The sequence below is a fragment of the Oleiphilus sp. HI0132 genome, assembly GCF_001635845.1.
Genome location: NZ_LWGJ01000533.1, coordinates 1 through 13565 on the forward strand (window position 1 = coordinate 1; position 13565 = coordinate 13565).

Genomic DNA, 13565 nt, shown 5'->3' on the forward strand with positions numbered 1-13565 from the left:
AGCTTAGAAGATATTCTTGTGGGTTCAGAGTTAACTACCTTAAGTGTGAATGCTCCTCTCGATGATGCGCAAAATGAAAACTTTAGCTTCAGCGCTCCAGGAGTCGGCGGGGCTGGAAAAGTTCAAGTTAATCAGGACTTATCTGCATTGCCATGGTTGCGTTTTGACTGGGACGGAGATGGCGCTCTGGATGATGAGCACCCCTTTGTTGAGGCGCAGTTTGGTCAATATCGAGGCCACGACAGAATTATTTACTGGCGAGAAGTGAGTAACTGATTCTAGGTCGTGCTCCAAGGTTTGGGCATAGCGCGGGATGGAACCCGCTGCCTACAAAATATGAGAGTAATGCGGAGGGAGGGGCTTAATCCTCTTCCTCAGTACTCTCTTCAAAGCTCATATCAAGCTCTTTGATTTTACGGGTAAGCGTATTCCGGCCCCAGCCTAATAACTGGGAAGCATCTCTACGTCGTCCGCCAGTATGGTTCAATGCCGTATCGATCATAATACGCTCAAACTGGGGAACAGCTTGATCCAGAATGGCACTATTACCTTTTTTAAGTTCCTGGTCAGCCCACTTTCGCAAGGCTTCCTGCCAAGTACTTGCTGTTGGAGCAGTGTTATCTTCATCTAATAATTCTGGCGGCAGGTCTGATACATGAACCTCTCTACCACTAGCCATGACGGTTAACCAGCGACAGGTGTTTTCTAGCTGTCGAACATTACCTGGCCAGGGCATGGCACTTAAGTACTCTTCGGTCTCAGGGCGTAATTGCTTGATGTCGACCGAGAGCTCTTCAGCTGCTTTGCTTAAGAAGTAGTTCGCCAGGGTGGGGACGTCTTCACTTCGGTCGCATAGTTTAGGTAGGTGAACGCGAATAACGTTCAAACGGTGAAATAAATCTTCCCGGAAGCTACCTTCTTGAACCAGACCTTCAAGGTTTTGGTGGGTTGCAGCGATAATCCTAACGTTAACCTTAACGGGTGTGGTGCCACCGACTCGATAAAACTCACCATCTGCAAGTACACGTAATAGGCGGGTTTGCGTATCGGCAGGCATATCTCCGATTTCATCGAGGAAAAGTGTACCGCCATCAGCCTGTTCAAAGCGTCCGGTGCGCTGTCCTCCAGCACCTGTAAAGGCACCTTTCTCATGACCAAATAACTCAGACTCAATCAGGTCGTTGGGAATTGCAGCCATGTTTAAGGCAATAAATGGTAACTGTGCACGGGGGCTATGCTGATGCAAAGCACGAGCGACCAGTTCTTTACCTGTTCCTGATTCGCCATTGATCAGAACCGTTATATTTGACTGTGATAAGCGGCCGATAGCGCGAAACACTTCCTGCATCGCTGGAGCTTTACCAATGATTTCAGTATTTTCTTCATTGAGCTCCGGTGCATCAGGCATATTCTGTGCTTTTTGCTCTTGGGAGTGAGCAATGGCGCGTTTGATTAGTGCGACGGCATCATCTAGATCGAAGGGTTTGGGTAGGTAGTCGAAAGCGCCACTCTGATAGGAGGAAACAGCGCTGTCCAAGTCGGAATGAGCGGTCATAATAATGACCGGAACTGCCGGTACGCCACGATGCAAATTATTAGCTTGAATCTTTTCAAGTAGTGCAAGCCCATCAATGCCAGGCATACGAATATCACTGATAATCGCATCAGGGCTCTCGCTAGAAAGTCGTTCTACTACACCTTCACCGCTTTCAAAAGAGCGAAGCTCGTAGTCTTCTTTTGCTAGTGCTTTTTCAAGTACCCAGCGTATAGAGCGGTCATCATCAATGATCCATACAAGTGGCTTTGTTGTCATAGTGTTACTCCGAGATACTTGAAACGTTTGTTGGTTTAGGTGAGCGCGTGCTATCGATAGGGATATAAATAATGAAGTCGGTTTTACCTGGTTTGCTTTCGCACTCGACCAAGCCATCGTGCTTGGTAAATATGCTTTGCGTAATGGATAAGCCCAGACCTGTACCTTCTGCGCGCCCACTGATCATGGGGTAAAAAATATTCTGAATGGAATCCTTTGGTATACCTGGGCCGTTGTCGATAATATCAACCTTTAGTACCAGTCGATGTCGAGTATGACCAATAGTGAACTGCCTTAGAGTTCGCGTTCTCAAGACAATCTGAGGTGAAGGATTTTCGTCTTTTTGCTCAGACAGTGCTTGAAGTGCATTTTTCGCAATGTTCAGAAACGCTTGAATTAACTGACTTTTATCGCCCAGGAATTCGGGAATACTTGGGTCGTAGTCCCTGATAATATTAATTTTGCCTGCAGATTCGGCATGAATCAGGGTGTGAACTCTTTCAAGGATCTCGTGGATGTTTGTTTCACAACGCTTGAGGGCTTTATTAGAGCCGAGCATTCGATCTACCAGACTTCTCAGCCGGTCCGACTCACTCATTATAATTTGTGTGTATTCATGATGCTCTGGGTTGGTCAGCTCTGCATCAAGTAGCTGAGCGGCACCCCGAATTCCACCGAGAGGGTTCTTAACCTCATGAGCGAAGCCACGAACAAGGATTTGAGCTGTTTCCTGGTTCTCATGCAGCTGTTCTTCACGGCTGATCCGCTTCAAACGATCCTTTGCTTGCATTTCGATCAGCAGTAAATCCTGAGAATCTTGAGAGAACTTTGATGCCGAGCAGTCTGCAAGAAGCTCTTGGCCGTTGTGTAGAATAAACTCGCAGTCACGTTGAGTGTATGAGTGCCCGCCATCAATAATGGCCTGGAACTCGTCAAACAAAAGCTCTTCATGTTTAATAAAGAGGTGATCTAGCTTGCTGGATAGTATTCGTTTGTAACCGGCTTGCAGGAGCATTTCGGCAGCAGGATTGATAAATTTAATCTGGTAATTTGCATCAATAAGGATAACAGCAGTCGACAAGCCTTCGAGTATGCGTTGTTGGTAGGCATCTGAGAACAGGTTGGTTGTCATTAAAGCTTGTATCCATTGAAAGACGAAATTACATGCAAACAGGCTTGCTCTTGCCTGGGGCGAACTATAATAGCCAAAGCAAGAAGCAAACCAATGTTTTATGTGGCGTCGAATATGTTCAGAGAGTAGCTATTTAGCGAGCTCCCGACTGCTTGCGTGTCAGGGCTCTTGGTTTAGTATAGATGAAGATAGGATGTGCGCACCAATTTTGTGCATTGCTTTTTTGGGGTGTTCCCTATTGGTGCTCTCTATGTGTTAGTTAATTTTGAACGCTCTGGCGATAGGTCGATGAACTGTAAATTGACTACTGGCTGAGATAAGAGCCTTGTTTTGTGGGTCGATAACTTGGACCGTGATCGTGTGTGTTCCTCTATTTAGGCTTGTTAGCAGCAAGCTCGCCCCTTTTTGTAATGCAACTTCGGCACCATCCAGCAGAAAGCGCAGTTTGTCCTCTGCTCTTAATGAAGGCTCTAATATGGTGCTTACAGTGATGTCACCCGTGCCTGAGTGGAGTGCGCTCCGGTCTATTGGTGCGCTAATAACAAGTGACTGGTAAAGAAAGCTGTCGTCTGTAGGTGCAGAGCTAAAACTTATGGGGCTTGGTTTTAGTGCAGGTATGGTTGGAACGGGTTCGACTTCCAAGGTGACGGCGTTGCTTTGTGGTTGGTCTGAGTACGATATGCTGCCATCTGGTTTTGTGACTTTATAGACGGTTGTTGTGCTGGTGCTTTCTTCGGCATACAGCTTACTCGTGCTGACGAAAAACAATAAAGCCAATAAAGTAACCTTTATGGCGATCAACAAATTGCTAGTCTTGAATTGATCTTGTGTAAGCACAGTCTATACCCTCGTTAAATAACTGCTATAGTTAGAAAAAGCTTTGAAGAAGCAGTGTAACAGAGAGTCTTTTCGCTTCTAAAGCTCATCTATAGTTTAGCTCACAATTTGATGAGCTATTTTTGATATTTGAGGTTTTTTCTTTGTCCCATAATTCCGCCAGTAGCTCTTATGACAATGCGGCGAATGTATCGAGTGCTGAAGCAGTAGAGCCTGCTCAAGTAGCTGTATCGCGTTATCTTCAAAATGCTTATCTGCATGTCATGGCGCTAGCTGGGTTTGCTTGTTCACGTGAGGTGTTTTTGCACGGCTTACCCGTAGACGAAAGAGCTTCAAGTAGCGGTATGATGAGAGCGGTTCATAGCCAAGGCAAATTACAGTGCCGCCAAATGGATTTGGCGGATCTGGATAAGGCTGCCTTGCCTTGCCTTGCTCAGCTTAAAGGGAGTGATGAGGCTTGGCTCGTGATTGAGCGCTACGATACTTCCCGGTGTGCTTATAGCGTTAAAATTTTTAGCTCTGAGGGAGAGGGGCAGGCTTATTGGAGCGAGTTTGAGCTTAAGGAGAAAATCTCTGCAGAGCTGGTTTCGGTATTTCCAAAGGCGCATACGAGCAGTTCCTTAGACCAGCCAAGAAGAAGTGGTTTTGCTTCGTGGATGTGGCAGGAGCTAAGAGCTTTAAGCAGTGTTTATCGGGATATCATCGCAGCTACTTTATTGATTAACGTCTTTGCTTTGGCTGCGCCATTGTTTGTCATGAATGTTTATGATCGGGTAGTTCCCAATCAGGCAATCGAGACGCTTTGGGTTTTGGCGTCAGGTCTGGTCTTAGTGATCGTTTTTGAGCTGCTGGTAAAATTGCTTCGACATGTGTTTTTGGAACAGGCCGGTAAGCGTTTAGACTTGGTTTTGTCGAGTAAGCTATTTTCCAAGGTTTTGAATATCAGGCTCGAAGAATTTCCTTCGTCAGTGGGCTCACTTGCCAGTCAGGTGAAAGAGTTTGACTCGATCAAACAATTCTTTACTGCGGCGACAATGACAGCGCTCGCAGATGTTCCTTTTGCCATTATCTTTCTATTGGTTATCGCTTCTGTGGGTGGGCAGCTGGCCTTGGTGCCTTTAATAGCGGCTGCTTTCCTCTTGCTCTATGGTTACGTTGTGCATTTCCCGATAAAAAAAGTGGTTGATTTGATGCAGCAGGCAGCCGCTGAAAAAAATAGTGTTTTGGTTGAGAGCTTAAGCGGCATTGAAACGATCAAGTCCCTTAATGCGCAAGGGCGTCAGCAGGGCTTGTGGGAGAGAGCGCTGGTGCGTATGTCGCTACTAGGAGTAAGAGCCAAGCATCTGACCGACTCTGTATCGATCGTATCTGCGTCCGTTATGCAGCTTTCAACCATGGCGATTGTAATTGTCGGTGTTTATCAGATTGAGCAGCAAGCTCTGAGTTTAGGCGCTTTGATTGCTTGTGTGCTGTTAAGTTCTCGCGCCTTAGCGCCGATGTCCCAGATTGCTAACCTGATATCTCAATACCAACAAGCAAGGTCAGCGCTTAAGGGCTTGGACGATTTATCTCGGCGTGATGATGAATTAGAAGATATTTCTAAATCGCTGAGTTTGGGGGGCAAAATAACAAGTATCGAAGTGCGAGATTTATCCTTTTCGTACTCGGGTGGGCCTAAGGTGCTGAAGGACATAAATCTATCTTTGAATGCAGGTGAAAAAGTAGGGATTATTGGAAAGATTGGTTCTGGAAAAAGTTCACTGCTTAGGTTGTTGCTGGGCTTTGGCAGGGCTGACAGTGGTCAATTATTAATGAATGGCTTCGAGGTTCAGCACTTGAACGCAAGTGAGCTAAGGTCTTCTATTGCTTATGTTCCCCAAGAAATTACCCTGTTTAGCGGTAGTCTGCGTGAAAATATTCTAATGAAGGCTCCAGAAGTGCCGCAGGAAGCTTTGCTTAAAGCGGTGGAATTGTCAGGTTTGTCGGAATTGGTTCAAACTCATGAGATGGGTTTGGATATGCCGATAGGAGAGCAAGGGAAAGGCTTGTCTGGTGGGCAGAGGCAGTGTGTGGCAATCGCTAGAGCGCTTATCAATGACCCTGACTTATTGTTATTTGATGAGTTAAGTTCTTCAATGGATAATCAGACAGAACAGATGATCATCAATAATATTCGGAATATCTCTAAGGATAAGGTGCTGCTACTTAGCACGCACCGGGCTTCTTTGCTGGCCCTGGTGGACCGAATTATCGTGATGGATCAAGGAAAAATTGTTGCTGATGGGCCAAAGGAAAGTGTTTTGGATGCGCTCAAGCGAGGCTTGATTCAGGCAGGGAGCCAAAGTGCTCACAATGATAAACAAGGTCATGGAAAGGGAGGTGTTTCCAATGACTGAGTTCCGTTCAACCCCTATCACTCAAGCCTTAAATGATCATGGTAATGTCATAAAGTCACGACGCTTGCTGTGGCTTATAATTTTGATCTCTTTTTCATTTATCTGCTGGACTGCTTATGCAGAGGTGGATGAGTTGGTTCGTGGTGTAGGTAAGGTTATCCCTTCGAAGCAATTGCAGTTGGTCCAGAATCTTGAGGGTGGCATTCTCTCGGAATTATTGGTGGAGGAAGGTGAGGAAGTCGAAGCCGGTCAGGTTTTATTAAAACTGGATGATAAGCAGCTTGCTTCCCGTTTTCGGGAGCGTGAACAGGTAGTGCGAGTGCTTCAGGCTCGCTCAGAAAGGCTGCGAGCCGAAGCGCAAGGCGGAGAGCTTTCTTTTTCTGAATCTCTGGTTCGTGATGACCAGGCTTTAGTGAGAGAGCAGCAAGCGCTTTTTACTCAAAGGCTTGAACAGTTAAGAGCCTCCAAAGTAATAATAAGTCAGCAAATTCAGCAGAAACACCAATTATTGGATCAGCTTCAAGGTCAGCTTCGTCAGTCTAGAGCGCAGGAGTTGCTGGTGAAAAAGGAGTTGGCAATATTGGAGCCTTTGTTTGAGCAAGGGGTTGTCTCTGAGGTGGAGCTGATCAGGTCTGAAAAGAGTGTCTTGGAGGCCAAGGGGAGAGCCTCAGATATTGAGCTGAAGTTGCCGCAAATTGAATCGTCTATCAAAGAGCTGACAAATCGTAGAGCTCAGTTAGAGTTGGACTTTAGGTCTGAGTCTCGTCTTGAATTAAATGATGTGTTAGCAGAGCTGGCTCAGATGTCTCAAGGTCACGATGTATTGGAGGATAGGGTTGACCGAACCCAGGTTCGATCGCCTGTTAATGGTATCGTTAAAGAGCTTATGGTGACCACCTTGGGTGGGGTTATTCAGCCGGGAATGGATTTGGTGAGTGTTGTCCCGATGGAGGATGCTTTGCTAATTGAGACAAAAGTCCGCCCTGCCGATATTGCACGACTGTACCCTGGACAGAAAGCAATGGTAAAATTCACCGCATATGATTTCACGGTTTATGGAGGGCTCGAAGCTGAGCTGGTTCATATTAGTGCTGATTCCAGTACAAATGAACAAGGTGATAGCTTCTACCTGGTACGCGTCAAGACGCGAGATAATAACTTGAAGTTCGGAGACAAGCTCCTTCCGGTTATTCCTGGTATGATTGCCCAAGTAGATATTCTGACAGGGAAGAAAACCTTGCTGACGTATCTCTTGAAACCAATATTAAAAGCCCGGCAGGTTGCGCTGACCGAACAGTAAGTTTTGACTTGCTCACTATGCAACTTTTCAGGGTTTTATCTACGGATAGATAATAATAAGTAGCAACCAGTTTGGTTGTTAACGTAGAGGCAATAATAAAATGCAGTTTCTTTCGCGCTTGTTCTTGTGCTTAGCTGTCACAGGCTGTTTTAGCGTGGCCCCTGTTTTTTCCCAAGAGCTAGATTCAAGTTTCTCGAACACTATAGATGAGCCAGGGCTGTCTAAGAAAGCTTCGGCAGTTCGTGGCATTCAGGAGAGCGTGAGCTTAACCTTAGCCAGTCATCCGCAACTTAAAGCAATGGTCAGCGAGTTGTATGCTCAGATGGCGGACATCGAGGAACGGGAGTCTGCGTTTCTACCTAAGCTTGTTTTATCTCTAGGTGTCGGGCGTGAGCATAGTAATAACACTTCGACAAGGTCATTGACGGGAAGTGGCTCTGAACAAATGGAGCGCCGAGAAGCTTCACTTGCCTTAAGGCAAATGTTATTTGATGGCTTTCAAACTCATTGGCAGCGTGAAAGCGGCGTAGAGATGGGGCAGGCACGACGTCTAGCGATGCGCTCTCAGGCAGAAACGCTAGCCTATGATGCTGTGCAGGCGCATTTGGATGTTATGCGTGCGAACTTTGCTCTTGAGGATCATATTGCGAACCTGCAAACTCATGAACGGATTGCGAAAGACGTGGGTATGAGAGCTCGTTTGGGAAAAGATGACCGAGCCAAGGTAAGTCAGGTCAGTGCGCGTTTATCTTTATCTTTGGCAAATGTCGAGGCAGCAAAGGCTAAGCTTAGAGCGGCTGAGGCGGCTTATTTTCGAGTTGTAGGCTCAAGGCCTGCTTTATCTTTGGCTTTTAGTCCAGGCTTGTTATCGATGCCAAATTCGCTGGAACAGCTATTGGAAGAGGTGTCCTCACAGAATCCTCAGTTATTATCTGAAGCGCGAGCGCTTCGAGCGAGCAAGGCTGAGCGTTCGGCAGCGAAGTCTACTAATTTACCTTCGATTTATCTGGAATCTGGTGCGAGTTGGAATGATAACCTTGATGGTGTTAAAGGGCGAAATAATGATGCTTTTGTGATGCTGCGTATGCAATATGACTTATTCAACGGTGGGCGAGACTCAGCGGCTAAGAATAAGGCTGCTCTGCGTGTTAAGCGGGCAGGGTATCGCATGGAAGATGCGCAGCGTGAGTTAAGCTTAGCGGCTGAGCAGGCTTGGCATCGTTACCAGAGTTTATCGACTCGTTACGCCTTACTTCAGGATTATGCAGAATCGGCAGAAAACACCAAGCGAGCCTACATTAAGCAGTTTGATATTGGCCAGCGAAGCTTGATTGATCTGCTGGATGCCGAGAATGAACTATTAAATGCTAAGCGTTTAAGTAGTGAGGCGCGATATGACTTGTATTTGATTAAGTATGAGCTGTTGTACCTGCAGGGTAGTTTGCTGGATCACTTGTCTCAAAATATTACGATATCCCCTAAAGTAACTAAGTTCCTGGACGAAAGGGCATGATGATGGATCAGCAAGAAAAGGAGGCTTTATTTTTAGCGCTGCAGAATAGCGATGCTGACTTGGCCAGAGTGACGGAAGATCTCATCTCCTTGCTGGTGCAGAAAGGTATTATTTTGTTTACCGAACTGCCTAGCGCAGTACAGGCTAAGCTTGTTGATAGAGAAAAGCTGAGAGAAAAATTGGGCCAGGTGAATGTGTCTATATTATCGGAGGGCGATACGCTCTAATTTTATATGTATCGGCTCAAAGCCGATTTTACAGCTTGTAATACAGAGCGCGACATGACCAAACAAAATATCAAAGCCTTGAAAGTTCGCTAAGTTGACGTTCAAGCCCCCCCCCAAAAAAAAACCAGTCATTCCTGCGTAGGCGGGAATCCAGTGTCTTGATTAATAGGCAGCATTTGAAGCTACAGAAGTAATCGAATTAATAAGGTTTCGGTCAAAAACAATGGATCCCCGCCTACGCGAGGATGACTACTGTGGTGAGCATTCCTTGGGGGATGAATTCTAGAATAAGGTAACCCAGGAAGTTCTGGAAGTTCAAATCGTTTCAACGTCCGTTAAAGCATACTATTCGACCAAATTCATACTTGGTACCAAGGTTTTCTTCTGGTGTCTGCACGACTAAGCCATGCTCTGGTCGCAATCTGTTTTTCAATAAGTCAGTTCGAGTGCTGCGTTTACACTTTACAGTGCCTAGAGTTTCAACTCTCTTAAGTAATGAGGTTGTTGTCTTGAAGATTTTGCTGAGTAATTTGCTGTAAAATCTCGCTTGCACTTGTATTGGCATTGTCTAGGGTCTCGCCCGTGGACTGATGGCTAGAGTTAGCCTTTCCGAATACGCTTTCTAGGTCGTTCTCTGTGTCATCATGTAGAACTTGATTTAACTCTAGGGTCTCTGGCTTGCTGGAGCTGTTGTTGGCAAAGAGTGGCTGATCACTTCCTTCAATCTTTATAATGACTGTTTGTGTCGTGCCATCAACACTTTCGACAACAAATGTGTCAAACAAGCGTTCCTTCTCACCCAAAGAGATGACTTTCGGGTTGTTAGTATTTAGTTCGTATCGCCAGTTGCCGTGTTCATCAATGCTACCAGTGCCATAGTTAGAGCGTGTGGCAATGTCTTCGGCTGCTATAAAGTGAGATTGACCAAAGTCAGGGTCGTCGATGTTTAGCTTCTGTTCGGCGTAAGTGGCATTGGCTAAGTCGATCGTTTCAGAGTTGTCACCGCTTAAAAAAGGCTTGTCATCGGCGCCAAAAATAGTGATCTTGAGAAGTTGATTAGTACCGTCCACGCTTTTTAGCGGGATTAGGTCATGCAAAGTGTCGTTTTGATGAAGGCTTTTTACTGCGTCTGACTCACTATTGAGCGAATAAGTCCATTCGCCACTAGCGGAAATACTTACAAAGCCGTATGTGCCTTCAACCATGTCTTCAGCCAGCATTTGGGCTTCATCTTGGTCGAGGTCTTTAACAGTAAGCGTGCCGCTGATCGTTTCGGGTCTTTCACCAGGGCTATAGTTACTTAGTGCTGAAACTTCAGCGCTCTTGTCGCCAGAGATTGTTGCGCTGTCGTTAATCCCATGTATGGTGATATTGAGGGTAAATTTGTCGCCACTTTTGCTGATTAGGTCGATGCTGTCGATAAGGGAGTCGTTTGCCCCCAGTTCTTGAATTTTCGAAGTGTTGTTGTCTAGCGTGTATTGCCAGCTGCCGTCGCTGTTGTAATTGATTTGGCCATAAGCTGTTTCATGACTGGTTTCGTCAAATTCATAGTGTGTATCAACTTGGCCGCTTACTTCAAAGTGAATGTCTTCAGTAGTGCTTCGGTGCAGAGTTCCAAGGGATTTGCTGGAATGATCTATCTCTGCTTCTGTGTGAGGTAGTATGGCAGTTGAAGTGCTGACTTGTTCACTATTTTGTTCGTCTAAACTGGCTACTTCGTATTTGCTTTGCTTCGCTGAGTTGGCGGTACTTGTTTCTACATACGCATTGCTGGAAAAACTCTCGCCAGGTGGGCTGGAAAATTCTCCGTTAAGCTGGGTGGGGCTTTCTTCGTACCCGGCTGCAGTGGAGGGGAGTAGAGAGAAATCAAAATCTTCGTCGTTAATGATGCTGTCTTGTAGGGTGGCAATATCGTTTAACTGTTGCTCGTTTGCGTTCGATAGCTCATGTTCCAGCTTCTTGAGTGTCGCCTTGGCTTGCAGTGCTTGGTTCGATGCTGTGTCGAGCTGTTCAAGGTTCAGCGAAGCTTCTCGTGGAGGGAATATGTCATTAAGTAGTATGGATGGATGTACGTCCGGACTTGTCTTGTTAATGTCGGTGTTTGTAGTTTGCCCATGAGCCTGTTCAAGCACTTGGCTAGAAAAAAGGCGGGTTGATACTAACAGGCTAGGCTGAGCCGACATGAATGCACTCCGGTTGTACAATTAATACAGTGAGTTAATACACTAAGAGTATTATGAGTGTTTGTCTAGATTATGGCGGGCGGATTTTGTGATCAAATGTAAAAAGCCCGCTAATGTTGCCATTAACGGGCTTTTATTCTGAACCTACATGCGCAGGTTAGGCTATCTGTGATGATAGCTTATAGAACATCGTACTTATAGAGAGTAGTACAATTCAAACTCAACTGGGTGAGTTGTCATGTTCAATAGCTCAACTTCTTCACGCTTAAGATCGATGAAACCCTGGATCATGTCTTCAGTGAAAACATCACCCTTAGTTAGGAATTCGTGATCTGCTTCTAGAGCGTTTAGTGCTTCTTCTAGCGTAGCAGCAACTGTTGGGATCTCAGCAGCTTCTTCAGCAGGAAGGTCATATAGATCTTTATCAGCTGGGTCGCCAGGGTGGATCTTGTTCTGGATGCCGTCAAGGCCAGCCATTAGTAGCGCAGAGAACGCTAGGTATGGGTTAGCCGTTGGATCTGGGAAGCGAGCTTCCAGACGACGTGCTTTCGGGCTATTTACGTATGGAATACGGATAGAAGCAGAACGGTTACGTGCAGAGTATGCCAACATAACTGGTGCTTCGAAGCCTGGAACCAAACGCTTGTATGAGTTAGTAGAAGCGTTAGTGAAAGCGTTCAAAGTCTTAGCGTGCTTAATGATACCGCCGATGTAGTATAGGCACTCATCAGATAGACCAGCATAGCCGTCACCAGCCATAACGTTAACGCCATCTTTTGCAAGAGACATGTGAACGTGCATGCCAGAACCGTTATCGCCAACTACTGGCTTAGGCATAAATGTCGCAGTCTTGCCGTAAGCGTGAGCAACGTTGTGTACACAATACTTAAGGATCTGAACTTCATCAGCCTTGTTTACTAGTGTATTAGCGCCAACACCGATTTCACACTGACCAGCAGTACCAACTTCGTGGTGGTGTACTTCGATTACTAGACCCATTGCTTCCATCGCTGCACACATTGCTGCACGAAGGTCGTGTAGAGAGTCAACTGGTGGTACTGGGAAGTAACCGCCTTTAACGCCTGGACGGTGACCAATGTTACCGCCTTCGAATTCTGCGTGGCTACCCCAAGCAGCTTCTTCAGAGTTGATTTCGTACATAGCGCCGTTCATGTCGGCTTTCCACTTAACGTCATCAAATACGAAGAATTCTGGCTCTGGACCAAACAATGCAGAGTCAGCGATACCTGTAGACTTCAAGTATTCTTCAGCACGGATCGCAACAGAGCGTGGGTCGCGCTCGTAGCCTTGCATAGTTGAAGGCTCAACGATGTTACAACGAAGGATCAAAGTGCTTTCTTCTGTGAACGGGTCAAGTACTGCTGTAGCGTCTTCAGGCATAAGGATCATGTCTGATTCGTTGATGCCTTTCCAGCCAGCAATTGATGAACCGTCAAACATTTTGCCTTCTTCGAAGAAGTCTTCGTCAACTTCAGAAGATGGAATGCTTACGTGTTGTTCTTTACCGCGAGTATCTGTGAAGCGAAGGTCGACCCATGTGACTTCGTTTTCTTTGATTAGGCCGAGAGTTTTCTCTGACATTCTAATTTCTCCATTTTTGGACGTATTCGAAACAAAGGTTTGTTTCATGTTATTTCAAGTGCCGAGCACTGCACTAAATTGTCACACTCAAGTTGCGACATGCGCAGTGCCTAGCGATTTTCGCAGCAGGTGTCCGGCCTAACCAGTCTAAACAAACTTTTCAAATACTATTTATATTTCAAGTACCGTCCAAGTTGTCAGACGCCTTTGCTGGGCAGCCTGGAAGAGGAAAAAATGAAGGATAGCAGAACTATCTTCATTATTCCCCAATTATTTGTTGACATTAGTTTTTCTATGTCAGTGTGCAATATGTTTGCCAATTTTGATTATTTGTAAGTGCTTGAAAATAGGTGGCTGGAAGGGAGTATCAGTGGATTTTTACGATGTAATGCGCACCATAGCGGTGCTTCATGCTGTTTAGTGCAATAAAATGGTGCGACAGTAAAAAACTAAAATGTAAAATATTTGTTTACTGCATTTTAATATGACGTTCTTTCTGTATAATTCGCGTCCAATTTATATTCAGTTACTTTTAATTTAAGTCTTGGATTTAGTCTTTTCA

Annotated in this window: 10 protein-coding genes; 5 read left to right on the forward strand and 5 right to left on the reverse strand. The window is 45.7% G+C overall.

Annotated features, from left to right (window positions below):
- Positions 1–276, forward strand: a 276-nt coding sequence (locus tag A3766_RS06370; protein WP_231882846.1) for a DUF6701 domain-containing protein, incomplete at its 5' end; no start/stop codon positions are given.
- 85 nt (positions 277–361) lie between these two features.
- On the opposite strand, the gene glnG is transcribed toward A3766_RS06370, so the two are convergent.
- The 3 genes from glnG to A3766_RS06385 form a co-directional block, all read right to left on the reverse strand.
- Positions 362–1813: a nitrogen regulation protein NR(I) gene (gene glnG, locus A3766_RS06375; RefSeq protein WP_068508266.1), complete on the reverse strand. Its 1452-nt coding sequence runs from the start codon at positions 1811–1813 to the stop codon at positions 362–364.
- Between the two features lie 4 nt (positions 1814–1817).
- Entirely contained in the window at positions 1818–2945 is a 1128-nt protein-coding gene (gene glnL / locus A3766_RS06380) for a nitrogen regulation protein NR(II) (RefSeq protein ID WP_068508264.1), read from the reverse strand.
- Positions 2946–3200: 255 nt separating this feature from the next.
- Positions 3201–3782 (reverse strand): hypothetical protein, encoded by a 582-nt coding sequence (locus tag A3766_RS06385; RefSeq protein ID WP_068508262.1) that lies wholly within the window; start codon positions 3780–3782, stop codon positions 3201–3203.
- A gap of 143 nt (positions 3783–3925) precedes the next feature.
- Here A3766_RS06385 and A3766_RS06390 point away from each other — a divergent pair, with 143 nt between their 5' ends.
- The 4 genes from A3766_RS06390 (at position 3926) to A3766_RS06405 (ending at position 9218) form a co-directional block, all read left to right on the forward strand.
- On the forward strand, positions 3926–6178 hold the full coding sequence (locus A3766_RS06390) for a type I secretion system permease/ATPase (protein ID WP_068508260.1): 2253 nt from the start codon (positions 3926–3928) through the stop codon (positions 6176–6178).
- Positions 6171–7478, forward strand: a complete 1308-nt coding sequence (locus A3766_RS06395) for an HlyD family type I secretion periplasmic adaptor subunit (protein WP_197469720.1) — start codon at positions 6171–6173, stop codon at positions 7476–7478. The genes A3766_RS06390 and A3766_RS06395 overlap by 8 nt, the downstream gene beginning before the upstream one ends.
- Before the next feature lie 154 nt (positions 7479–7632).
- Entirely contained in the window at positions 7633–8991 is a 1359-nt protein-coding gene (locus A3766_RS06400; protein WP_197479380.1) for a TolC family outer membrane protein, read from the forward strand.
- The gene (locus A3766_RS06405; protein ID WP_156499503.1) at positions 8988–9218 is read left to right on the forward strand and encodes a hypothetical protein; all 231 of its coding nucleotides are present in this window, start codon (positions 8988–8990) and stop codon (positions 9216–9218) included. Before A3766_RS06400 ends, A3766_RS06405 begins: the two co-directional genes overlap by 4 nt.
- A gap of 488 nt (positions 9219–9706) precedes the next feature.
- On the opposite strand, the gene A3766_RS06410 is transcribed toward A3766_RS06405, so the two are convergent.
- Both A3766_RS06410 and glnA read right to left on the reverse strand, forming a co-directional pair.
- A complete protein-coding gene (locus tag A3766_RS06410; RefSeq protein ID WP_068508253.1) occupies positions 9707–11401 on the reverse strand; it encodes a VCBS domain-containing protein in 1695 nt (564 codons plus the stop codon).
- A 195-nt stretch (positions 11402–11596) separates the two neighbouring features.
- Positions 11597–13003 carry a glutamate--ammonia ligase gene (gene glnA, locus A3766_RS06415; RefSeq protein WP_068553266.1) on the reverse strand — a complete coding sequence of 469 codons (1407 nt, stop codon included), beginning with the start codon at positions 13001–13003 and terminating at the stop codon, positions 11597–11599.
- Positions 13004–13565: the final 562 nt, after the last annotated feature.